The organism is Flagellimonas sp. 2504JD1-5 (assembly GCF_053618295.1).
In genome coordinates this window covers 603828-628614 of sequence record NZ_JBSIOU010000001.1, presented here as the reverse complement: position 1 = coordinate 628614, position 24787 = coordinate 603828, and the positions used below count along the sequence as shown (strand labels likewise).

General features: G+C 40.2%; 19 protein-coding genes and 1 tRNA gene. 10 read left to right on the top strand and 10 right to left on the bottom strand.

Features of this window, described 5'->3' with window-relative positions:
- Nucleotides 1–65: 65 nt before the first annotated feature.
- On the bottom strand, nucleotides 66–2288 hold the full coding sequence (locus ACULLG_RS02820; RefSeq protein ID WP_452125251.1) for a SulP family inorganic anion transporter: 2223 nt from the start codon (nucleotides 2286–2288) through the stop codon (nucleotides 66–68).
- Nucleotides 2285–3073 carry a universal stress protein gene (locus ACULLG_RS02815; RefSeq protein ID WP_452125250.1) on the bottom strand — a complete coding sequence of 263 codons (789 nt, stop codon included), beginning with the start codon at nucleotides 3071–3073 and terminating at the stop codon, nucleotides 2285–2287. Before ACULLG_RS02815 ends, ACULLG_RS02820 begins: the two co-directional genes overlap by 4 nt.
- A gap of 185 nt (nucleotides 3074–3258) precedes the next feature.
- Between ACULLG_RS02815 and ACULLG_RS02810 the strand changes: the two genes are divergently transcribed.
- The 3 genes from ACULLG_RS02810 to ACULLG_RS02800 all read left to right on the top strand — a co-directional run bounded on the left by ACULLG_RS02810 (nucleotide 3259) and on the right by ACULLG_RS02800 (nucleotide 5942).
- On the top strand, nucleotides 3259–5085 hold the full coding sequence (locus ACULLG_RS02810) for a cation:proton antiporter (protein WP_452125249.1): 1827 nt from the start codon (nucleotides 3259–3261) through the stop codon (nucleotides 5083–5085).
- Between the two features lie 129 nt (nucleotides 5086–5214).
- Entirely contained in the window at nucleotides 5215–5466 is a 252-nt protein-coding gene (locus tag ACULLG_RS02805; protein WP_452125248.1) for a hypothetical protein, read from the top strand.
- 224 nt (nucleotides 5467–5690) lie between these two features.
- On the top strand, nucleotides 5691–5942 hold the full coding sequence (locus ACULLG_RS02800) for a hypothetical protein (RefSeq protein WP_452125247.1): 252 nt from the start codon (nucleotides 5691–5693) through the stop codon (nucleotides 5940–5942).
- 22 nt (nucleotides 5943–5964) lie between these two features.
- On the opposite strand, the gene lepA is transcribed toward ACULLG_RS02800, so the two are convergent.
- Nucleotides 5965–7761 carry a translation elongation factor 4 gene (lepA, locus tag ACULLG_RS02795; protein WP_452125246.1) on the bottom strand — a complete coding sequence of 599 codons (1797 nt, stop codon included), beginning with the start codon at nucleotides 7759–7761 and terminating at the stop codon, nucleotides 5965–5967.
- A 156-nt stretch (nucleotides 7762–7917) separates the two neighbouring features.
- Here lepA and ACULLG_RS02790 point away from each other — a divergent pair, with 156 nt between their 5' ends.
- Together ACULLG_RS02790 and dusB are read left to right on the top strand one after the other, a co-directional pair.
- The gene (locus ACULLG_RS02790) at nucleotides 7918–10335 is read left to right on the top strand and encodes an outer membrane beta-barrel protein (RefSeq protein ID WP_452125245.1); all 2418 of its coding nucleotides are present in this window, start codon (nucleotides 7918–7920) and stop codon (nucleotides 10333–10335) included.
- A 49-nt stretch (nucleotides 10336–10384) separates the two neighbouring features.
- Nucleotides 10385–11377 (top strand): tRNA dihydrouridine synthase DusB, encoded by a 993-nt coding sequence (gene dusB, locus ACULLG_RS02785; RefSeq protein ID WP_452125244.1) that lies wholly within the window; start codon nucleotides 10385–10387, stop codon nucleotides 11375–11377.
- Here dusB and ACULLG_RS02780 read toward each other — a convergent pair.
- Nucleotides 11374–12582, bottom strand: a complete 1209-nt coding sequence (locus tag ACULLG_RS02780) for an ABC transporter permease (RefSeq protein ID WP_452125243.1) — start codon at nucleotides 12580–12582, stop codon at nucleotides 11374–11376. The genes dusB and ACULLG_RS02780 overlap by 4 nt on opposite strands.
- Nucleotides 12583–12584: 2 nt before the next feature.
- A complete protein-coding gene (gene rbfA, locus ACULLG_RS02775; protein ID WP_452125242.1) occupies nucleotides 12585–12977 on the bottom strand; it encodes a 30S ribosome-binding factor RbfA in 393 nt (130 codons plus the stop codon).
- Between the two features lie 101 nt (nucleotides 12978–13078).
- Here rbfA and mce point away from each other — a divergent pair, with 101 nt between their 5' ends.
- From mce to ACULLG_RS02750, 5 genes are all read left to right on the top strand, one after another.
- Nucleotides 13079–13486 carry a methylmalonyl-CoA epimerase gene (mce, locus tag ACULLG_RS02770; RefSeq protein WP_452125241.1) on the top strand — a complete coding sequence of 136 codons (408 nt, stop codon included), beginning with the start codon at nucleotides 13079–13081 and terminating at the stop codon, nucleotides 13484–13486.
- A gap of 59 nt (nucleotides 13487–13545) precedes the next feature.
- Nucleotides 13546–13619: transfer RNA gene (locus ACULLG_RS02765), tRNA-Ile, on the top strand.
- A gap of 553 nt (nucleotides 13620–14172) precedes the next feature.
- Nucleotides 14173–14967 carry a helix-turn-helix domain-containing protein gene (locus ACULLG_RS02760; protein WP_452125240.1) on the top strand — a complete coding sequence of 265 codons (795 nt, stop codon included), beginning with the start codon at nucleotides 14173–14175 and terminating at the stop codon, nucleotides 14965–14967.
- A gap of 238 nt (nucleotides 14968–15205) precedes the next feature.
- Nucleotides 15206–15808 carry a hypothetical protein gene (locus tag ACULLG_RS02755; protein ID WP_452125239.1) on the top strand — a complete coding sequence of 201 codons (603 nt, stop codon included), beginning with the start codon at nucleotides 15206–15208 and terminating at the stop codon, nucleotides 15806–15808.
- 47 nt (nucleotides 15809–15855) lie between these two features.
- Complete coding sequence (locus tag ACULLG_RS02750) at nucleotides 15856–16824, top strand: hypothetical protein (RefSeq protein WP_452125238.1); 969 nt, start codon at nucleotides 15856–15858, stop codon at nucleotides 16822–16824.
- 18 nt (nucleotides 16825–16842) lie between these two features.
- On the opposite strand, the gene ACULLG_RS02745 is transcribed toward ACULLG_RS02750, so the two are convergent.
- The 5 genes from ACULLG_RS02745 to ACULLG_RS02725 all read right to left on the bottom strand — a co-directional run bounded on the left by ACULLG_RS02745 (nucleotide 16843) and on the right by ACULLG_RS02725 (nucleotide 24717).
- Entirely contained in the window at nucleotides 16843–17607 is a 765-nt protein-coding gene (locus ACULLG_RS02745; RefSeq protein WP_452125237.1) for a hypothetical protein, read from the bottom strand.
- Between the two features lie 58 nt (nucleotides 17608–17665).
- The gene (locus ACULLG_RS02740) at nucleotides 17666–18619 is read right to left on the bottom strand and encodes a hypothetical protein (protein ID WP_452125236.1); all 954 of its coding nucleotides are present in this window, start codon (nucleotides 18617–18619) and stop codon (nucleotides 17666–17668) included.
- A gap of 13 nt (nucleotides 18620–18632) precedes the next feature.
- Entirely contained in the window at nucleotides 18633–20354 is a 1722-nt protein-coding gene (locus ACULLG_RS02735) for a SusD/RagB family nutrient-binding outer membrane lipoprotein (RefSeq protein ID WP_452125235.1), read from the bottom strand.
- A 14-nt stretch (nucleotides 20355–20368) separates the two neighbouring features.
- The gene (locus ACULLG_RS02730) at nucleotides 20369–23605 is read right to left on the bottom strand and encodes a SusC/RagA family TonB-linked outer membrane protein (protein WP_452125234.1); all 3237 of its coding nucleotides are present in this window, start codon (nucleotides 23603–23605) and stop codon (nucleotides 20369–20371) included.
- A 356-nt stretch (nucleotides 23606–23961) separates the two neighbouring features.
- Nucleotides 23962–24717, bottom strand: a complete 756-nt coding sequence (locus ACULLG_RS02725; protein WP_452125233.1) for a TSUP family transporter — start codon at nucleotides 24715–24717, stop codon at nucleotides 23962–23964.
- Nucleotides 24718–24787: the final 70 nt, after the last annotated feature.

Sequence of the window (24787 nt, the reverse complement as noted above, 5' to 3'; positions counted from 1 at the left end):
AAAATAAGAAAAGCCTGATGCAAATGGTTAAAAAATATCGGTTTATTGGCCGTATTTTAACAAAATTAGTCCTCAGGAAATTGGTTTAGGAGCTTTTGCAGCTGTAACCCGAAGTAAATCATTGCCTTGATTTCCTGAACGCTCAACAAACGCTCTTTTTTTAGGACAAACAACGAATTGCCATTGGATTCAATATGATAATAAGGATTGCTTTCCAAAAACAGGATAAGATGATCATGAAAAAGCCCTTGGATCTGAGTGGTTTTCTCTCCGCTCAAAAAGAACCTTCTGTTAAAATCAGGATGATTGTTAATGGTGATGTCCTTAAAACCCGCCAACTTATAAATTCGCTCCAGAAGTCCTTCCTTGTCCAAGGTAAAAACAGGGAATCGCTGGGGCAATTCGATGTGCATTACCGTAGACTTGATGACCTCTTTAGCGACAAATGCACCTTCGGTAAATTCCAGGTCAAATACGGAACAATGGTCTTTTTCGTCAATAAGGTGATTATATAAATAACCTATTTCACGTGTCTTAAAAAAGATAAAATCGGATAAAAAGGAAGTTTCTATATTTTTTTCGGCCTTGTAATCCCAACCAAGCTCCATTGCCGTCTCCTCCAAATGGGACTGTCTTCGGGTGAAGTATTTTTCAATAGGTTTTAGAGTTTGCAAAGGAAGTATTTTTCGTATTGCGAAGGGATGTTTGGAGTCGGTTTCATGCTTGTCCAATCCCACTATTTCAATACTTCCTCCTTTTTTCGAGAAAACATGCATGTATGATTCCAAGCCTTCCATTACCGTATGATCCACAAATCCGCACATCGAAAAATCAACTATCACATTTTGATCTTCGGGTATGGCATCCAACTTATTTTTGAGCTTAAAAAAGTTGAGAAAACTGCAGAAATATTTTACGCTTACGTAGTAATTTTTATCCTCCTGTTCTTGGAATAGAAGCACATTGGGCTTAAAAATATTTCCTAAAAAAAGAAAGGCGCTTCTATTGATAATAATATGAATCACTAATGTGGTAAGAATGCCCAAGCCAATTCCAGTAATTAGGTTGGTAAAGAGCGTAGTGAGCAATGTTGCCAAGAAAATTATAATCTGTTCCTTTCCAATCTTTGCAATTTTTCGGAAAGTTTTGGGAGTGGCCAGCTTATATCCGGTGTACACCAAAATAGCTGCTAGGGCCGCCAACGGAATTTTTTTGAGCTGCTCTTGGAACACCAGAATAAAAATCACCAGAAAAGTAGCATGGAAAAAGTTTGCAGACCTATTGGTGGCACCGTTGTTAACATTGACTGAACTTCTGGCGATTACGGTGACCACATTTAGACCACCGACCAAACCGCTTAAGGAAGTCGCCAGCCCTAATGCTTTTAAATCTTTGTTTACATTGGACCGCCTGCTCTGGGTATCCAGTTTATCCACAGCCTTAATGCTCAGCAATGATTCGATACTTGCAATAAGGGTGATGGCAAAGACGCTTAGGATAAACTCTTTCTGAAGTGCCTTTGAAAAGTCTGGAAAAGCAAGATTGGAGAGCACATTTTCTGGAATGGAAATAAGATATGAGGCATCCATGGGGAAGGGGATGTTCAACCATCCGAAGGAATAACTAAATCCCACGGATAAAATCAATATCCACATGGGTGCAGGAATCAGCTGAAAATATTGGTTTCTAATTTTTGAATAGAACACCATAATTAAAAGACTGATAATTCCAATTCCGGCAGCGACGAGTTCTTCTGTAGTTCCATTTTGAAAAAGATTTGCCAAACCATTGGGAATTTGGGCCAATAAGGCTACAATAGAACCACTTTCATTGTTATGGCCGACCATAATATGAAACTGTTTGGCAAAAATACCCCAGCCGATGGCTGCTAACATTCCTTCAATAGCGGAAGCCGGAAAAAAATCGGCTAGGCGCCCCATTTTTAAAAAACCTAGGAGCAACATCAAAATTCCGGAGATTACAATGGCGGCGAGGGTAAATAGGTATCCTTGATACAAATCACCACCCCCCAGTGTTGTGATAGCTCCCAAAAGCACAATGACCAAACCATTTCCGGGGCCGGTGATGGTCACATTGGAACCACCTAATAGGGCAACCACTGTTCCACCTACGATTGCAGCAATAATTCCGGATATGGGAGGGGCGTCACTGGCGATTGCCAGTCCAAGTCCCAATGGAAGCGCAATCAAAGAAACCACAAAACCAGAAAACAGGTTTTTGGGCAGGTCTTTTACGAATGATTTGGTATGGCTTGTTTTTGGCGTCAATTGGTTTTTCTAACAATAAGTAGGTCGGTTGGTAAATCGGATAAAATATATTCTATGTCGTGTGGGAAAACCCTATCCAATAGGCCTGTTTTTTTTGGTGCGTTCATTACCAACAAATCGGCTCTGACAACTTCGGCATAGTGTCCAATGGAGTACCCCCGCTTACCAAAAATACTTTGGGTTTTGACCTTCAGGTTTTCCAAATAGTTTTCTGGGATAGATTTTAATAGTTTTCGAACCCTTGAATCTTCACGATGTCTTAGTCGTTCTTTTTGAATGGAAGCTTTTTTAAGCGATTTGTCATCTTCAATACTCACGGCAACCTCTTTTTGCCTTATTTCCTCAACAATGGTCAATTGCTTTGCTCCCAGAGCGTTCGATACATAAACTGCATTTGAAATGGCCAAGGCAGTTCCTTCATCTTCCAGGCCATTTACCACTACATGCTGACACGGAATTCTTATATCTGAAGGTTTTATAAGCAAAAGTACGGAGCAACAAACCTTCCGGGTTAATTTTCGAGCAATGGATCCAACATAGAATTGGTAAAGGTTTTCGTGCTGAAGAGCCCCAAGAATAAGAAGATCAATATTTGAATTGCTACAAGTTTCCAATAAAACCTGATCAGGTTTTCCTTCCCTCCATTCAATGGAAATCTCAAGATTTTTATGCTCTATCCGTGAAAGAATCCCGAGAATTTGTTTTTCCTTCTCTTCCGTTTTCCTTCCTACATGTAGCAGTAAGAGCTTGGCCCCAAAAAAATGGGCTATCCTGGATGTTTCCATGATATTTATTTTCAAGGAGGGAGAGAAGGCAAATCCAAATAAAACAGTTTTAAATGGTGGATTCAAGGATTCGTCGTTAAAGATTGAGGCCAATATAACACTTAATCAATAAAGAGATAAAAGCGCTTTTTCATAATAGTTAAATTTTTCATGGAAAAGCTGTAAATTTCAAGAAAACTAAGACAATGCTGGAGCTTGCCGGAATTATTATTCTTGGAATTATTGCACAGTGGGTGGCATGGCGTTTTAAACTACCCGCAATTCTACCGCTTATTTTGATTGGCCTATTGGTTGGGCCAATCGCTACGTTGTACACTGAAGATGGTGCAAAGTTGATAGAGCCTATTTGGAATGGGGAAAAGGGGCTGTTTCCTGGCGAGGGGCTTTATTATTTTGTTTCCTTGGCCATTAGTATTATTCTTTTTGAAGGGGGACTTACCTTAAAACGTTCAGAAATAAAGAACGTAGGCCCTGTGATTACCAAGTTAATTACCTTGGGCTCTGTGGTCACTTTTTTTGGCGCAGGGGTTGCAGCTCATTATATTTTTGGGCTTTCATGGCAGATCTCGTTTTTGTTTTCGGCATTGATCATTGTTACGGGTCCAACGGTGATTACACCGATTCTAAGGAATATTCCATTAAAAAAAGATGTTTCGGCAGTTCTTAAATGGGAAGGAATCCTCATAGACCCTATTGGTGCATTGGTGGCTGTATTGGTTTTTGAATTTATTAGTGTTGGGGAGGGAAGTGCTTTTACACAAACTGCTTTGGTAGAATTTGGCAAGATTTTATTATTTGGAACCACTTTCGGATTCACATTTGCCCACGCATTGGCGTTTGCCATAAAAAAGAACTTTATTCCGCATTACTTGATGAATGTGGTTTCACTTTCCGTGGTGCTATTGGTGTTTGTAGAGTCCGACGTATTTGCCCATGAATCTGGATTATTGGCGGTTGTTGTAATGGGAATGGTAATGGGAAATATGAATCTACCCAATCTAAAAGAACTGCTTTACTTTAAAGAATCTTTGAGTGTTTTGCTGATCTCAATTTTGTTCATTTTGTTGGCGGCCAATATCAACATCAGTGATATGATGCTGATTTTCAACTGGAACACTGCCATTCTTTTTGCGATAATAGTATTTGTTATTAGGCCGCTGGGTGTTTTTTTGAGCACTAGAGGCTCTGGATTAAAATTGAATGAAAAACTTTTCATCGGGTGGGTAGGGCCACGTGGTATTGTCGCCGCGGGCATCGCATCCCTTTTTGGATCTAAATTATTGGCCAAAGGGGAGCCCGGGGCGGAGTATATTACGCCTTTGGTATTTATGATTGTTTTGGGAACCGTGCTCCTCAATGCCACTACGGCCAGGGCATTTGCCAAGATGATAGGGGTGTTCTTGACAAAATCTGAAGGAATCTTGATTATTGGAGCTTCCAAAGTATCCAGATTGATAGGGAATTATCTCAAAAAGAACAATCGTCATGTTGTACTTATCGATAATAACGATACCAATGTGGAAAAGGCAAAAAGAATTGGTTTAGAGGCTATGTCGGCCAATATTTTTTCAGATTCACTTACGGACAACATTGAGTTGAACGACATGGGATACCTAATGGCGCTTACCGGGAATTCAGATATCAACAAATTCGCCATTGATAAGTTTAAAAGACAGTTTGGCGAAAATGGAGCTTTTCGTTTGGTCAATTCAGAAGAGATGAACGATCCAGAAAACAACCCAATAGAAGGACTTTTTTCACATACGGATGATTTTATCAAACTGACGGAGGTGGTTCGTAAATACCCCGCGATCCATGAAATTGATTTAAAGGATAAAGAGCATTACGACAAGCTTGTTGACATCACCTTAAAAGATAGCGAGATCATACCCGTGTTTACTAAATCGCCCAATGGCAGTATTGAAATCATTCCGGCCAATAGCAAAGACTTTTCCCCAAATGGAGAAGGGCATAAATTGGTTTATTTAGGGAAGATGTTTGATATTGATTAGCACATTGCCATTCACAACTTCCACAAGACCCTTTATTCATCAATTGGTTTGGGGCATTCATGAATTTGACTCAAAAAACGAATAGGAGTACTCTTATTTTCATCCAATAAACCATTTAAACTTAGAATGATGAAAAAAATCTCCCTATTTGTTGCACTTGCAGGTTTAATATTTGTTGGTTGCTCTAAAGATGATGGCCCCAGCGCCAAATGCGATTCATGTACTATCGCTAGCGAAAAAGTAGAATTTTGTGATAATTCTAATGGAACATATACAGTAAAATCAGGAGGAGAAGAAGAAACCTATACTTCAGCAGAATTGGAAGCTTCTGGCCTGACTTTTGCCGAATTAAAGGAACTTACCTGTAGTTTATCATTGTAGATAAGGAACACAGATATTTTTGTTGTTCGGGTTATAAGTTTAATCATTCAACTTTAGTACTGCCATAAAAGCTTGTTGTGGGATTTCTACATTTCCGATTTGGTGCTTTCGCCAATTGACATCCTGGCTATTCGTCAATTGGTTTGGGGTATTCATAAATTGGCACCATAAAAGAAAATGACCGCCACTTACTTTCACCCAATAAACCATATAAACTTAGAATGATGAAAAAAATCTCACTATTTGTGGCACTTACAGGCTTATTATTTGTTAGTTGCTCTAAAGATGATGATGATACTAAATGTGAGTCATGCAATTTACAAGGAGAAAAAGCAGAAATCTGTGATAATGAAGACGGAACCTATACTGTTAGCCGTTTGGATAATGCACTTATCGTTACACAAGAAGAATTGGATTTAGCAGACCTTACTCCAAAGGAGTATATAGAGTTGGTTTGTGTTTTGGGGACAGAGTAATAGATGATTTGATGAGCAATGTCTAATCATTCAATTTTAAAACAGCCATAAAAGCTTGTTGCGGAATCTCCACATTCCCAACTTGGCGCATCCGCTTTTTCCCTTTCTTCTGCTTTTCAAGCAGTTTTCGCTTACGGGAAATATCGCCACCATAACATTTGGCGGTCACGTCTTTACGCAGAGCTTTTATGGTCTCCCTAGAAATGATCTTTGAGCCTATGGCCGCTTGTATCGGAATATCGAACTGTTGTCGTGGAATAAGCTCTTTTAATTTTTCGCACATTTTCTTTCCAATAGTATGTGCATTATCAAAATGAACCAATGCAGATAAGGCATCGACAGGTTGTGCGTTTAACAGGATATCAACCCGGACCAATTTGGAGGTTCGCATACCTATTGGGGTATAATCGAAAGAGGCATAGCCTTTTGAAACGGTTTTCAATCGGTCGTAAAAATCAAAAACGATTTCAGCGAGGGGCATATCAAAAGTAAGTTCCACCCGCTCCGTGGTCAAATAGGTCTGGTTGGTGATTTGGCCTCGTTTTTCAATACAAAGCGACATCACATTTCCAACAAAATCTGATTTGGTAATAATAGTGGCCTTGATATAAGGTTCCTCCACCCGGTCAACGGTTGAAGGATCCGGTAAATCCGATGGGTTGTTTACAATCAGTGCAGTTTCATTGTCTTTGGTAGTGTAAGCATAATAACTTACGTTGGGCACTGTGGTAATTACGGTCATGTTAAACTCACGTTCTAACCGTTCCTGAATAATTTCCATGTGTAACATACCCAAAAAACCACATCTAAAACCAAAACCAAGGGCAGCGCTGCTTTCTGGGGTAAAAACCAAAGAGGCGTCATTGAGCTGTAATTTTTCCATGGAAGAGCGCAATTCCTCAAAATCTTCGGTATCCACCGGATAGATTCCGGCAAAAACCATAGGTTTTACATCTTCAAAACCCTCAATGGCATTTTGCGTGGGCTTACTCGCGTCCGTAATGGTGTCACCAACCTTTACTTCCCTGGCATCTTTTATACCGGTGATCAAATACCCCACATCACCAGTGGAAATTACCGTTTTTGGAACCTGTTCTAGTTTCAAAGTGCCAATTTCGTCGGCAAAATAATCTTTGTCAGTAGCAACAAATTTTATTTTTTGACCTTTTTTGATTTCACCATTAATAACCCTAAAATAAGTCTCAACCCCTCGAAACGGGTTATAGACAGAATCGAAAACCAATGCTTGGAGTGGCTCATCTGGATTTCCCTCAGGCGCAGGCACCCGTTCAATAATTGCAGTCAAAATATTTTCAATCCCGATTCCGGTTTTGGCACTGGCAGGAATCACCTCTTCAGCATCGCACCCCAACAAATCGACAATATCGTCCGTTACCTCTTCCGGGTTTGCACTTGGCAAATCGACCTTATTGAGCACTGGAATGATTTCTAAATCATTCTCCAACGCCAAATATAAATTGGATATGGTCTGTGCTTGAATACTCTGTGCTGCATCTACAACCAATAACGCACCTTCGCATGCCGCAATAGACCGAGAAACTTCATAGGAGAAATCGACATGTCCGGGAGTATCGATCAAATTTAATATGTAGGTCTCACCCTCATGCACATATTCCATTTGAATGGCGTGACTTTTTATGGTAATGCCGCGCTCGCGCTCCAAATCCATATTGTCCAAAAGCTGATCTTGCTTCTCTCGTTCGGTCACAGAACCGGTAAAGTCCAACAGGCGATCGGCCAAGGTACTTTTACCGTGATCAATATGAGCAATTATGCAAAAATTTCTAATCTTCTTCATCAACGTCTATTACCCAATGATTTGGGGGTGTTTTGGAAATGCAAATATATGTCTTTTAAACACCTTTGAAGCTTATTTGAGGAAATATGAAATTGCCTCAAACAGATGGCTCTAAAATATTTTCTTAGATTTGATATTGAACCCCAAACTCAACTAATGCGAATCACCTGTATATTTTTATTGGTGTTTTTGACATCTTACAATCTGATTGCCCAGACTTATCAGATTAAGGGGAAGGTAGTTGATAGAAAAAACAACACTATCCCATTTGCCAATATTTTATTGCTTCAAGCTTCAGATTCCACATTTGTGCAGGGCACATCTGCAGATGATAACGGGCAGTTTTTACTTTCCGAGGTAAAACCGAACATTTATTTGTTACAAGCGAGCTATGTTGGCCGAGGGTCGGAACCCCGAGCATTGGATATAAAAAACAATGTTTCATTGGGTGCTTTGATAATCCCTTTGGCGGAAAATGCTTTGGATGAGGTGGTGGTCACTTCGCAACGACCCAAACTTCAAAGGCTACCGGACAGACTGGTTTTTTCTGTTGAAAACACGGTGGTTTCACAAGGAAGTTCATGGGATATTTTAAAAAGTACTCCGGGCGTAATTGTCAACCAGAGTGAATTGCAAATTCGAGGGCAGAGCGCTACCGTATACTTGAATGATAGAAAGGTTCAATTATCAGGTCAGGAGGTACGAGATTTATTAGAAGGTCTGTCGGGGACCAACATAAAATCGGTTGAGGTTATCGCAAACCCACCTGCCCAATATGATGCCGATGGCGGGCCTATTTTAAACATTGTTACCAGTAAGAACATAGTTCCGGGCTATAAAGGAAGTATGAATGGATCGTATACTCAGGCCATTTTCCCCAAATTTGGCTTGGGAACAAGTCACTACTTCAAAACAGAGAAGTTAAATTTGTTTGTCAATTATAGCATTAACCCGAAAAAAGAAATTAGAAAAGCGATCAAAGGCATCAACTTTATTGACACCAATGAAGCGATATTTTCGAACTGGGATACCAAATATGATCAGACCACAAGATCAAAGGCCCAAAATGCAAGCTTAATCCTTGATTATGATTTTGATGAGAAAAACAGCCTTAACTTCACCACCAATTTGGCCATAAATCCAAACTGGGAAAGAGCTACCAACCTAGAAACTCAAATCAGGAATGGGCAAAGTCAGTTGGATTCTACTTTCACAACCCAGAACACGGAAAATGTGGACAACACTAACTTGGCGGTTGACCTAACCTATGTGCACAAATTGAAAAAACCAGGGGCAAAGCTTTCCTTTAATGGACACTATACTTTTTTTGACGGAGCCTCATCACAAAATTTATTTTCCTCATACTTTGATAATGCTGGAGGTTTTCTAAGAAACTTTGGATTTGACACCAACTCCCAGCAAGACATTCAAATTTTTACAGGGCAAGTTGACTACTCCACCCCAATTGGAAATGCATCCATAGAGACTGGACTTAAGGCATCGTCAATAACATCAAAAAACCGAATTGACTTTGTGAATTTTATAGGGACGGATAATAATGTGGACGCTTCTTTGTCAGACAGATTTAATTATGATGAAAATGTGTATGCCGGGTATTTAAGTTTTGTAAAGAATTGGGAAAAATGGTCAATGAAACTGGGTCTCAGAGGAGAATTGACGGAAGCGATTGGAACCTCTCTTACCTTGAATGACACAAACACCATAGATTTTTTTGAACCCTTCCCTTCCGTTTATGTGTTATACTCTCCTTCAGAGAAACATAGTTTTGCTTTTGACTATGGGCGAAATGTGGATAGGCCAAAATATAATGACCTGAATCCGTTTAGGTCTTTTTTTAATGAGAATGATTTTGAAGAAGGAAATCCAGGATTACGCCCCAGCTTTAGTAATAATTTCAACTTTAATTATACATTTAACAGCGAATTGTTCTTTGATGTCTATTATCGTGACAATGGTGAGAACATAGCCTATTTTGTGTTTCAAGATAATACTGCCCAAACCTTGGTGGAGGTGAAACAGAATGTTTTGGAAAGCAAGAGCTACGGAATTGATTTAACGTTAAGCAAAAACATGACACCTTATTGGTTTTTGTATGCCTACACTTCGCTTTTTCATGAAGAGGAAACGTTTTTGGCCGCTGAGAGTAACAATCAAGTGTATACCAATGCAGTGGATGGAGCGTATGCTCTTTTGGCAAACTATCTTACACTTTCAAAAGATGGGACATTTACTGGAGAAGTAACAATGACATACTTATCCAAATTCTTATTTGGCTCATATATTTCTGATGATGAGCTCAATGTAACTCTTGGTCTTAGAAAATCTCTTTTTAAAGATAGAATTACAGTTTCCCTAGCTGCTGAGGACTTACTGGAACAGGCTGTACCTACATATACTTCCCGATATCTAAATCAGGACAATTTCTATCGAAGACGACCTGAATTGCAATTCATTCGGTTTGGAGTTACCTACAACTTTGGAAATTTCCGATTGAACGATAACCAGCGAGAAATAGACAAAAAAGAAAGGGAACGACTGCAAAACGAGGAATAACTAGTTGATTTTATGGTATTTTGTATTTTTGCCATCCAAAAAATAGGATTTGCCAAAAATTGGAGACATACAACTTCCTGATTTTCCGTTACTTCTTGCTCCTATGGAAGACGTAAGCGACCCTCCGTTCCGTGCTTTGTGCAAAGAACAGGGCGCTGATGTGGTTTATACCGAATTCATTTCATCCGAAGGGCTGATTAGGGATGCAGCTAAAAGTGTAATCAAACTGGATATCTATGAAAAGGAAAGACCAGTTGGCATACAGATTTTCGGGGCAGAACTGGATTCCATGCTTCAGGCGGTGGATATTGTTGAAAAATCCAATCCCGACATCATAGACATTAATTTTGGCTGTCCCGTAAAAAAAGTGGTCAGCAAAAATGCTGGTGCCGGAATTTTAAGGGACATTCCCCTTATGGTAAAACTGACTGAAGAAATTGTAAAGCAGACCAAACTTCCAGTTACCGTTAAAACACGATTGGGATGGGATACCAATTCAATAAAGATTGTTGAGGTGGCCGAGCGATTGCAAGATGTAGGCATCAAAGCTATCGCAATACATGGCCGAACCAGGGTGCAAATGTACAAGGGCGACGCCGATTGGAAACCGATAGCCGAGGTTAAGAACAACCAGAGAATGCAGATTCCGGTTTTTGGAAATGGCGATGTGGATACACCGGAGGCGGCTGTAAAAATGCGAGATGAATATGGTTTGGACGGAGCCATGATTGGCAGGGCTAGCATTGGAAATCCATGGTTTTTTAATGAGGTGAAACATTTTTTTAAAACAGGAGAACATTTGGCTCCACCATCGATGGAAGAAAGAGTGAATGCGGCCCGTAGACACCTTCAAATGTCTATTGATTGGAAAGGCGAAAAACTTGGCGTTTTTGAGACAAGACGTCACTACACCAACTACTTTAAGGGAATTCCACACTTCAAGGAATATCGTATGAAAATGGTCACCAGCGATGAATCAGCTGATGTTTTTGCAGCTTTTGATGAAGTTTTGGAAAAATTTGGGGATTTTCAATTCGCTTAAGCAGAAATCAACCTTTGGTTGATCCTGCTGCTGGCAATTTTTGAAGAAATAAATCCTAATACCACAATAGTAGCCAATACCACAAGCAAATTCATCACATTATATTCTACAGGATAGGCCAATGAAGGGGTAATTTTTAACCAACCGAAGGCCAATTGAGACCCAATCAATAGAGACCCAATCAAAACCCCGATTAAACCACCCAAAGTAGTTACCAATAATCCTTGGGTGAAATAGATGGTGCGCAATTCTTTGATAGTGGCTCCCAAACTGAACAATGTCTTTGAGTTTTGCTGTTTGTCCAAGATCATCATAATTATGGCCCCGACAACATTGAACAAGGCAATGATCAACACCAAAGTAAAAATAAGGTAGGTAGCCAGGTTTTCTGTATTAAGCATGCGATGGAGCGTACCATTTTGCTCTTGTCTATTTAAGATCAGCACTTTATCCCCTAAAACAGTTCTAATCTTTTCCCTAACATCTTCTAAAGAAGATTGATTACTCAGTTTAAAATTGATTCCTGAAACTTGGGTGCTGTCCTTTTCCAGTAAAGCTTGGACCAACGGAAGTTGGGCGAAAACATATTTTTTGTCCAGATTCTCCTCAATAGCATAAACTCCGCTTAGTATAATGGGGAGTTCGTTGTATGGTTTTGAATTTAGACTTTGCTGCGAAAATGAACCCTCGCCTGGTTTTGGCACTAGAACCGTCATCGGGTTTTGGTAATTATCAATAGGAACCCCAAGTTGGTTGTAAATTCCAATGCCAGCTACGCCATTATATTCCATTACGCCCCAATTGCCAAAATACAAGGTGCTATCAACCCCGGTAACAGAGCGGTAGTTATGGTCCACACCTTTAATATATGCAATGCAGCTTTTTTCACGGAAAGTAAGGTAGGCACGTTCCTCCAACTCTTTGGAATAATTGGCTAAATTTTCAATTTCCTGCAAAGCTGCTTCTTCATTTTGTGAAATTGAAAAATGCTTCCCGGTAACAGGTAATGCTTTTAGGTCTGGGTCGAATGTATTGGTAAAAGAAAGACTAAAAGTTTTTAATCCCGCGAAAGCGGAAAGCACTACAAAAAGTGCGGCCGAACCGATTACAATAACCAAGAAGGTAATAAAATTGATAATATTTACCGCATTTTGGCTGCTCTTTGAACGGAGGTAACGTTTAGCGATATAAAAAGAAAAGTTCAAAATCAGGATTTCTTTCGTTTATCTAGCAAATCCCTATTTTCAATGGGGTTTTCATCACCTTTAAGGGATTTTTCAATTTTGTCGATATATTCCAAAGAGTCATCCAGATAAAAACTCAGTTCAGGAACACGGCGGAGCTGGCTTTTGGTGCGTTGGGCCAACTCGTGTTTGATTAAACTTTTGTTGGATCGGATACCCTCGAGCAATTCATCTGCACTTTTGGTTGGAAAAATACTCACATATACCTTGGCAATTGATAAATCTGTGGTTACGTAAACCTTGGAAACCGAAATCAAGGTTCCCTTTAGACCACCATCCGTTGCAGCGCGCTGCAGTATGTCGGCCATATCTTTTTGAATGATACCAGCTATTTTTTTTTGCCGTTGTGTTTCCATAATGCAAAATAACGGAATAAATGACGAACCTCATGATATGATATCCCAACAGTATGTATTTTTGGCGTTGAACGGGAGAAAAACGGTTAAGTATTTTAGCTATGGATAAAATTGAACACATTGGTATAGCAGTCAAAAGCTTGGAAAATTCCAATACCTTATTTGCACAACTTTTAGGAGTGCCACATTATAAGACCGAGGAAGTAGCATCTGAAGGGGTTCGAACATCTTTTTTCAAATCGGGCCCAAACAAGGTAGAATTGTTAGAAGCAACCAATGAGGAGAGTCCAATTGCAAAGTTTTTAGAAAAAAAGGGAGAGGGCATTCACCATATTGCTTTTGCTGTCGATGATATTGTAGGAGAAATTTCAAGATTAAAACAAGGAGGTTTTAAAGTGTTGAACGAAACACCTAAAAGAGGAGCGGATAATAAACTAGTGGCATTTTTACACCCGAAGGGAACAAACGGGGTTTTGGTAGAGCTTTGCCAAGAAATAAAAGAAGGGTAGCACGGTAAAATCTTGCGGTGTAGCAAAATAAGTAGTAATATTGCATCCGCAAAAATGTAGGTCCTATAGCTCAGTTGGTTAGAGCACCTGACTCATAATCAGGGGGTCCATGGTTCGAGCCCATGTGGGACCACAACCTTAAAAAAACTCCGGCTAAAACCGGAGTTTTTTGTAAAATTAAATGAAGGGGTTACAACACTTACACAATATAGCTCCCAATTTTACGAACGTCCAATAGAATTTTATAACAAATACAAAGCACATTGTCGGTTATTTATGCTTTGCGGCCCTCCCTACTGTTAATCCCGACGAACCTTAACAGGCCCTAAACCCAATTAGCTGTAATTTTAAGTAAATTAACCTCTGCAATGAGAATATTGGAAATTATACTCATATGTTTTGCTTTTCAAGCGTTTGTTTATGCGGGCTTTCTTTGGTTTAAAAAAAGCATGGTCAGGGCAGCAAACTCAATTTGGGCGATTTTTCTATTCCTATTTGGGCTGAACATTATATATAATGTTTCATATTGGTTATATAGCGATAGCCATATAATTAATGCACTGAATTTAGTTTACTACATACCCTTCTCTCTATACGGACCACTTTTTTATTTATATATAAAAACGCTAGTAACGGATTCAAAACCCAAGGTAAAGGAACTATTTTTTCACAGCTTAATTCCGTTGATGGTATTGATCAACTTTATACGTTACTATAACTTGTCGGTAGAGAGCAAACTCATGATCCATAATGGCACATTGGATCCTTCCCAGTATGTCTTTGTTGCGGGGGATGTTGTTTTCTTTTTTTTGGTGGCCACTACGTTACTATATGCTCTCGCATCCTATTTGACCAATAGGAACAAATACACTGGGGATAAAGAAATGAAGCTATGGTTAAAGTTGACTACGGTTACATTCGCTTTTTTTACCATTTCATGGCTTTTTTACTTTGTGCTCTTTAAATCGGGCCTTATTCAACAATCTCAAGACTATTCCATTACCATAACAATGGGAGTTTTTATTGGGCTGACCTCCTATTTTGGATTTTACCACAGCAGTGTATTTAATGGAAAACCACTAAAAAAGATTTTCCCTATCATAAAATACCAAAAGTCAGGACTTTCCAAAAAAGTTTTAAACGATTATAAAGGAAAGCTACTTGATTTGATGGAGTCTAAATCGCTTTATTTGGAAAGTGAACTGAAACTTACCGATTTGGCCGAGATGCTAAAATTGTCTCGCCACAATACCTCACAGATCATTAATGAATGTTTTCAAATGAGCTTTTACGAGTTTGTCAACAAGTACAGAATTGAAGAAGCCGAACGGCTGTTGGTAGATGATAAAGATCACGAAATGAATATTACCGACATCGCTTATCAAGTTGGGTTTAATAATCGCATATCTTTCTACAACGCGTTCAAAAAATACATTGGAACTACACCCACCGAATTTAGAAACCAGAACATGGCTTCATAGACGTCAAGTTTACCTCGTCTCCATATTCCCGACGAATATTTACAAAAGAGGCTTCTGAAAAAATATACTTTTAGCGGAGCCTTATTGATATATGGGTGAACAGGAAATTGTATTTCACCATCCTAGTTGGGACAATATCGAATGCACATTTCACTTTACCCAAAAAACGCTCCATTTTAATTGAAGTGTCAATTAGGGCTCCAAACTGTTCGTATGTTGAATTTTAAAAAGCCAAACCATGAATAAAAATCGAATTATAACGAGCGCTTACAAAATAACAGGCTGTTTGTTTTTCAGCCTTTTGGCGTGGAATGGGATGCTTGCCCAACAAAACATAGAAGATATTGGACTATTGGCCCATGAGAAAAATGAGGAAGCTCCTACTTCTACAGATCATTGGGGGCAATTGGTGGGCAATTGGGACATTATAGTGGAGATGTTAGACCCTTCCGGTGAAGTAAAACATAGCTTCAGTGGAGAATGGAATTGGTTTTATGTTTTAAATGGAATGGCAATTCAAGATGTTTTCATCCTGCCCAAACGCAAAGAAGCAACCGACCAGAATCTATTTTATGGGATAGGACTTCGCATTTTCAATAAAAAACTGAATAAGTGGCAGACCGCATATGTAGATACCTCCAACAGACAAATGGATGTGGGTGAAGCAGTATCCACAAATGACAAAATCACCTTGATTGAAACGAACAATAAAAAAGAAAAAATAAGAATCACCTATTTTGATTTCCAGAACAACACCTTCAAATGGCAACAAGAAGTTTATAATGAGGACAAGAAGGCTTGGCAAATCACCCAGTTGATACATGCAACTAGAAAGGGGTGATTGCGCATTCAGAATATACAGTTTCAAATTAGCTTAAACCAACACATATGAAAGCACTGATTTATCCAGTTTTATTGAGCATTTGTTTAAACGCATTTGGGCAGACAGAACTTCCAAACGAAAAAGAAAGGTATTTTGACTTCTGGGTGGGAAAATGGAACGCTACCTGGGATGAAGGTGATGGCAAAATTGGTAAAGGAACCAATACAGTTACCTTGACCATGGATGGAATGTCAGTCCAAGAGGATTTTGTAATAACCGAAGGCTTGCAGAAAGGGTTTAAAGGGAAAAGCATTTCCATGTACGTACCATTTTTAGGGAAATGGAAACAAACATGGAACGACAATACCCAAAGCTATTATGATTTCACTGGCGAATTTATGGGGGATAAAAGGATTTTTAAAACAGAGCCAATTAAAATCAAGGATAAAGAGGTAATATTTAGAATGGTTTTCCATGACATCCAAAAAGACTCGTTTACATGGGATTGGGAAGCATCAACAGATACCGGAAAAACATGGAAACTTAACTGGCAAATAGCGTATACCCGCATAAAAGAAAATAAAATCAGCGACCTTTCACCGGAGCAACCTGATTTCACAAACTTTATTGGAAATTGGAGATGTGTAGTTTCCAATTTGGATAAAGACGGAAATTGGAAGGAAGCAAATGCTAAATGGGAATGGAAACCAATACTAAATGGAAGGGCAATCCAAGATTATTGGGAATCCCCAACAATGAGAGGTACTAACATAAGAACATTTAACCCTAAAACGGGCAACTGGATGAACGCTTGGGTAAATGATCAAAGCAATACTATTTCAGAGATATGGATTGCCAATACCAAGGAAGATGGAACTATAGTAATGACGGATGAAAAAAAGAGCTTCGAAATACATTTCTATAATATAAAACAAGACTCCTTTGACTGGAAATGGGATGTTAGACAAGAAGACGGAAGTTTAAAAACTATCTCCAAAATCAAAGGTAACCGAGTAAAAACCACCAGTTCATAAGAAGTCTTATTTCATAATTCAAAGACCTTCCGCATATATAAGGATGCTTTTCAGGTGATCAAGATTACCTGGCCGCAATCTTTTGTCCCGAATGTATTTTTTAAGCGCGGGTCTATTGTTTTCTGGAAAAATTCCAAGGAAATCCTTTTTCTTTTTAGGAACAGCAATCAATAAAGCTTCTCCTTTTAATCCATAGAAAATGGAAACATCATCAATAAACTTAGCCGGAATAGATTGGGCAAGTGAATTGGTTGATGCTTTGGCTGGAGAATACTTTTTGTGCATTTTAGAGTACAAAACGTACTGGTCTCCCGTGAATTCTTTGGAGAAATAACTATTGCCCTGTAGACCATCGGTTCCTTTGAAGGTAAAATACTGCATCTCTTTTCCGTCCAACATGGTTCTGATATCATTGGATTGCACCAAAAACTGGAATTGCTCCTCAGCCAAATCCGAGTTCTTTATTTCCATTTGATCTTGAAAAGCATTATACCGTAAATAGAAAGAACCCAGCAAATCGTTTTTATAGAAAAGCTTACCCTTTTTGAAGTTGTCAGCGTAATAGGGAGAACCCTCAATATTGGATAAATCTATTGTGTTGGAAGGTCTTTGCGCATTGTTGACAATGGCATTTACAAGAGATTCGCGCATTTGCATACTAGTAAAATCCTGAAGATTGTTGGAGCCGACCGCTGCACCAAAGTTTTTTGCCTGTTGACCGGTCAATGTGAAGCTTGCGAAAACAGCAAAACTAAGTACGAATAAGAATTTCAATTTCATCATGACATTTTTTTGGATTGATAATAAGGCGCACAAAACTGTGCGCCCTATTGGTTATTAACTATAGTTTAGTAAGTTGAATTGAAGCCTGGGGTGATCCCGTGCCACAATCGTTGGATTCATCAGATGTAAAGTTGATGATAAATGAACTGTCATCTGGGTTGTTTAAATCATAGGTGGAGTTTACCGAAGCCGTTCCAGTGGCTATGGTTACATTACATCCGGCCCCTACACTTTGGGCTGGAGTAACAATGATTTCACCACATACAAACTGGAATTCAAAATCCACAGGCCCAAAAGGACCAAAAGCAGGAAAGGTAGGAACACTTCTGATCACTCTGGTTGTATTTCCAATGGCATCTATAGTGTAAACACCCTCTTGGTAATCATTTACTCCAAAAATACCCGGGGTCACTGTGGTAAGTTGATATTGGCCCGTAAACAGATCATCAGAGGGGAGCAAAGCAATCAATGTAGCTCTGTACACATATGGAGAACTAAAGAAATTACCCCCGCTGATATTTGGGTTTTGATCACCGCCGGTAAAGGTTTGCCCTGTGGTCAGGTCCATCTCAAAACGCATTTCAATTTGGTCCCCACAATTGAACTCGCCCGCAGCCAGTCCAAGGGCGCTAGTTAGTTCCCCAAGAGTGGCAGTGACTTCCCTTCGAGGTAGTCCAAAAGGGCCATTGGTAAAATCGGAAGGTGAAAAAGTATCGATTTGCACCTCTCCAGAATCGGTTGTTCCATTTTCAGGGGTGTTGTCTACAAGTTTTGCATATAGCCTTACCTCTTCCATTAAAGCTCCATTTTCTATATCCTGGGCTTCAATTTCCACTCCCCACACTGCGCCGGGGTCAAGCACATCCATCGCTGGGCTAATTACATTTACTGTCCGCAGAATTGCCCCGCGAATCACATCATCCAGTACTTCCCCAGAAAGTTTGTCATCCTCGCTACATGACATGGAGAACAGGATGAATAGTAAAACGGAATATTTATATATGACTTTCATAACGATTTAAAATTTAGTTAGCTATTGGACCGCTTGGGTTGTTGTCCCAAAAAACAGGTTGTGTCTGATTGGGTTTCTGGCTGATGTTGGAATTTGTGTTTACCGCATTGGATGGGTAATACATTGACCTTGGGAAATCTCCAGGGTTGGGCGACCTATTGGGCTGCAATGTTGTAGGGTAGCCTGTTCTTCGGTAAAAATTATATGGCTCAACGCCATTGCCGAAGCAGGCTATAAAAAATTGTTCGCCCAAAATATCCCATTTTCCTTCGGTGGTAGCAGCATCCCAGGCAGCTTCAACTGCAGCGACAAATGAGTCGACCGCTGCTTGATTAGGAGCAAAGGAAAAATCTGCATTGGGATCTAACGCACTGAAAGTTTGAACCTTGGTGACAGATTTGTTGATGCCATTCAGCATGGCGGTTCTGGCTGCTGGCAAGTCGTTGCTCACCAATCGAACTTCCGCAATCATAAAATCGGCCCACGAGGCGGTCAAAATTGGGGAGATACCAGCACCAAGTCCACCTTGGCCAGGACCTATTCCTTGAAAACTATCATCATCAAATCGACCTCCAAAGGGATAAACACCCCATACTGTAACAAAAAAAGCATCGGGATCCCTACCATCATTTTGGGCATGATCTCTTCCCCAAAAGCCATTGGGCAAATTACAGAAGGTAAAACCGCCATCAATATAATGTTGTGGAGGGGTTTGTGTGGAACATCTTATGGTCTCTTGGTTCGGTGGGATTTCCTGACCTGGAACTGCATCTGTTTGGCGATAAAAGTAATACCTGATTCTTGGGTCATCGGATGTCATCATTTCATTCATCAACCAATTGGAAACAAAATCAGAAGCTCCGGTCGGGGTATAATTAAACCCATATCTTGGATGACGTGTATCTGGATTTGATGCGCTTGTTCCGGGCCAAGAATATTGGAAATCCTCAGAAGAATCGGTTATATAGTTTCCCGAGTTGACTATTGCATTAAAATTTGTAATAGCACTCGCATCCACTAGTCGCATCTGATAGTAAATTTTCATTTTTAAGGTATTGGCCGCTTTCACCCATAACCCATAGTCATTGGCATAAAATACGTCCGTACCTGGCTCATCACTTGCAGTTGTGCCAAAATTGGCAATGGCCTCATCAAGCAAGCCCAACGCAGCCTGATATACCTCAGCCCCAGAGTCCAGTTTCGGGTTCAATATGCCCTCCTCTCCTTTGAATGCTTCGCTGTAAGGGATATCTCCAAAGAAATCCACTAGACTTACAATAAGGTAGGCCTCTATGAATTGGGCAATGGCAATATGATGGGTTTGACCAGCTTCTTCGGCCAATCCGGTCATAAGTCTGATATCTTGAAGGATGCCGGTATAGGCATTGGTCCATTCATCGGTAAAATCAGAATCCTGATAAACAGATTGATAGTTTTGAGAATTTCCGTTGTACAGAGCCCCTGTTCGTGTCAGCTCCATACCATGAAGGTTAAAACCATCACCGTTGGTGGCCCCTCCGGAAACCCAATTGTCATTGACATCAAAATCGGCGTTGCCCTCCAACTGTCTAACAAAATCTTCTTGAATTGAGTTCAAAAAGAAATCGACACTGGCCTGATCTGGCGCAAGGGCATTGGGATCTCGTGTAATATCTAGTTCGGTACTTTCGCATCCACTTATAAACAACCCAAGGACTGCCAATGGAATCAGTATATATCTATTTAGTTTTTTCATCTTTTTCATTTTTATTAGAATGTGGCTTTTACGCTTAAACCATATCTTCTTGAGCTGGGGCCGTTTAGAAAATCGAACCCAACACCGTTTCCAACACCCAAACCGGAAGTATTTGGGTCAAATCGGGCCCCGTTAGGGGTGTTAATGGCATCATACCAAAGGTTTTGTCCCGAAACGGTAAAGACCAAAGAGCCAAAAGGTGTTTTGTCCAAGAATTTTTCCGGCATGCTGTATGCCAGGGATACTTCTTGAAGTCTAATGGTAGTGCCATCATAAACTTGAAGCTCACTTGGACCGAAGAGTACATTGGTAAAGTAAAAGTCTGAGTTGTTTATTTGGATGTTGTTTGGTTGTCCGCTGGGACCAATACCGTTCAACACAAAAGATTCCCTTCTGTTCAAGGTCTCAGGAATCAAGCCTCTTCCCAATAAAGTGGAAATGGTACTTGAATAAATATCACCTCCTTGCGTGTAGTTCATTTGAAATCCTAATGTGAAATTGTGGAACGACAACGTATTTTGAAGGTTTGCGATCCAATCAGGGTTGGGATCTCCAATTACCCCATTGTTGGGGTCTTGTTGAAAATTCCCCTGGGCATCAATTACCAATTCTCCGTTGGCTGTTCGCTGAACTTGTGAACCAAAGAAAACACCCAAAGGCTCTCCTGGAATAGCAGCGTTGCCCAAATTTGAAAAACCGGAATAGATGACCTGATCGGTATCAATACCCAAATCGGTAACCGTGGTCTCGTAAGCAGTGAAATTTAAATTGGAGCTCCAATTCAAGCCATTGTCCTTGCTTCGTATCCAAGTAACACCTAAATCGGCCTCAATACCTTCGCCATCAATCTCACCCACATTGGTGTCAGTAAAAGTGAAACCTGTGGAAGGATCCAATGGCCTTCTTACGATAAGGTCTTTGGTGATTCTTTTGTATACAGAAACATCAAGGGTGATTCTATTGTCAAGAAGGGCGGACTCGATTCCCAGCTCAATTTCAGAAACTGTTTCAGGCTGTAACCCGGGATTTCCTAAAGTTTGGCCAGAGGTATTGGTTACAATATTGGTTCCACCACCGGTTTGGTTGTCGTTTGTTACCAAAACAAGGGTAGAAGCAATGGGATAAGGATTGAAGGTGTTAAATCCGGCAGAGGTTCCGTAACCCGCCCTTAGTTTTAAATAATTCACACCATTTTGACTTTTTAATCCATCAAAAGCTTCGGTTGGAATAAAAGATAGACTGGCACTTGGATAAAACAAACTCCTGTTTTCCTTTGAGAAGTTGGAAGCCCAGTCATTTCTCCCTGATAGAGTTAGGTAGACAAAATTGTCATAATCAAAATCCAGTTGTCCATAAACACCCACCAAGTTTCTTTCGGTAAAGAATTGAATTTCGTTATTGTTCAAGAAATTGAAGTGTCGTAGTACATTAAATACTTGCTGGCCATCACTGGCAATTCCATTTTGGTCGAAAACCTCCCTTCGGGAAGTGCCCCCAACGTTAAACGCGAAACCTACTTTTTCGGTAAGGTCATAATTACCGGTAAGGACAAGGTTATGATCCCAAATGGTGTTGGTATTGTTCCAGGTGGAATAAACACCACTCAATAATCTTGCATCACCACTATTGCTGTTTACACCTCCTCTGTTTTGAAAGTTCAAGTTATTTTCACTGTAGTTGTCCAGACCTACACGATAGTTGATATTCAAATGATCGTTGATGTCATAACCGATACTTGCATTTCCAAACACCCTATTGGTTACCTGTTCTGTTCCGGAATTTGCAATGGTCCAAAGTGGATGCTGAATACTATTGTCCTGTCTGTAATACACCGAACCTCCGGTAATCGGATTTTCAAAAGGAAGCGCATCAAAATTTATACTTCTCGGGGTAAACCATAGATCTCCGAAAATAGAAGAACCAGAACCTGTTGCCCCGTTACCGTTACTTAGTGCAACCGGAGGCGATTTGAACTTGGTCAGGGAATAATTCAGCGTACCTGAAATTGTAAAATTATTGGATAGCTGTGCTGAACCCCCAATGGAAATATTGTTTCTGACAATTGAATTTCCAGGGGTAAAGCCTTCATCCTCTAAATGGCCATAGTTGGCGTTGTAGTTTATTTTTCCGTCCTCCGAAGAACCACGAGCATTGATGGATGTGTTGAGGACGGTTCCTGTTTTAAACAGATTTTTTACACTATCATAGGGACGCCACTCATAACGTGCAGTTGCGAACTCTGGGAAAGCTTGTGGAATTCCCGTTGCTGGCGCTGCGGTCGAATAGGGATGTGGAAGGGTGCCTTGTGGATCAAACGCCCCATCATTTCCCCAACCATCAACGCCGCCTCTACTAAAACTAGGACCCCAATTACTGAAGAACCATCCAAAGGCTTGATCAAAACCATTTCCATATTCGTTTTGATAATCAGGAAGGGATGCAATCTCATTATAGAAAAGCGAGGTGCTGACCGTAATTTCAGATTTTTTGGAGGCTCCTTGGGAGGCTTTCCCACCTTTGGTGGTGATTAAAATGACACCGTTTTTACCTTGGGAACCATAAAGAGTTGCGGCTGCAAGCCCTTTTAGTACGTTGACACTTTCAATATTATTGGGATCTAAGTCCAAAAAACGACTGGACCCATTGTTACCATTAATAAAGTTTCCTTGGGCATTGGTATCATTGCTAAAGGGAACGCCATCCACAATAAACAAGGCCTGGTTACTTGTGCTAAAAGAGTTTAGCCCACGAATTATAATGTTAGTTCCTGAACCTGAAAGGCCACTTTGCTGGTTGATTTGGACCCCTGAGGCCTTTCCTGTAAGGATTCTGGCAATATCGCCCTCCGATTTTTGCTCTAACTGTTCAGAGCCTACTTCGGCAACGGCATAACCTAGGGCCTGTTTCTCTTTTTGGATTCCCAGAGCGGTTACAATTACTTCTTGCAGTGCTTGGGCATCTTCTTGCATCCGCACATTAATGACACTTTCGGCGCCCACCGATCTACGTTCTTCCCGTTGACCTATATATGTGTACAAAAGTGTTTGGCCCTCAGCGGCCTGAATGGTGTAGTAGCCGTCAAAATCAGTTTGGGTTCCGTTGTTGGTACCCAGAACAACAATGTTGACGCCTGGAAGCGGTAACCCCGCTTGATCAATGACCTGGCCAGTGACCTGCTTGTTTTGGGACCAAGCCGATATGGCACAGAAAAATGCCAGAACCAACGGTCGCACTAGTTTCTTTACTTTCATAAATAAAAAGTTTTGTTAGTAATTAATGAGTTAGTGCAACTGAGAAAGGTAGGAGGAAGAAGCTTAAGGAATAGCTAATTCAAATAATCAAAAAATGAGAACAAAACTTTATTTTGGATAGTCGCTCGTCATTTATTGGTAAGACATCTCACCGTCCTACCTTACAATTGCAACGTAAAAGAATAGAAATGGAGGGGCGGAGGTGATAATGCCCATGCGGATTTACAGATTATCCGACGCAAATTGACATTTACAAGCTTATCAGAAACAATGGAATCTGAGAGCGTTAAAATATTAGAACCACCGTGGAATAAGGGTTATGCACATCGGTTTGATCTTTAAAATCAAATGAAAAACTATTTAAACAGTATCGCCACAGCGCCGATGACGGTCACTATAAGAATGAACCTTTTGTAGTTGCGTTCGTTGATTTTCTTCAAAATAAAAATCCCGGATAAAAGGCCTAAAGCTAGAGCGGGTAACAACTTCAGATCAATAAGTAAGGTTTCCATGGAAATGGTCTTCCACACAAATATGTGAAAGGGCAGTTTAAATGTATTGGTTATTAGGTAAAGCCAGGCAGCTGTACCAACGAACTCATTTTTGGGCAATCGCATTGCCAAAAAGAAAATATTGGTAAAGGCTCCTGCCAAGTTTCCGATCATCGTACAAATTCCTGCAACAATTCCAATAGGGCCGGCAAAAGCCCAATGCGTTGGAATGCTTGTAGATTTGCGTCTGTCCCACCAAATCAATGTGGCGAGGCTAATAAAAATGACAATGACCATTCCAAGCTTAAATTCTTTTTCAGGAAGATCTTTTCCGATGACAACCCCGATCAAAATCCCAGAAACCATCCAAGGCAAGAATTTTAAAAGATATTTCCATTGGGTATGACGATGGTAGTAGATTACCGCTACAACATCTCCGACCAACAAAAGGGGCATTATAAGACCTGTGGATTCTCTTGCCCCGAAAGCCAAAGCCAACAGTGTAACATTAAATGTAGCAAGACCTTTTAGGCCCGCTTTGGATGTTCCCATTAAAAAAGCTGCTGTTGCGCCTATTATCCATGCAACAAACGTGGGTTCAGAAGTTATATGTATAACCAAAGCAGGTGTTTAGCGAACAAAACGCAAAGGTATTTCAAAAAAACTTTACCTTTAGTGACTTACCAATTAA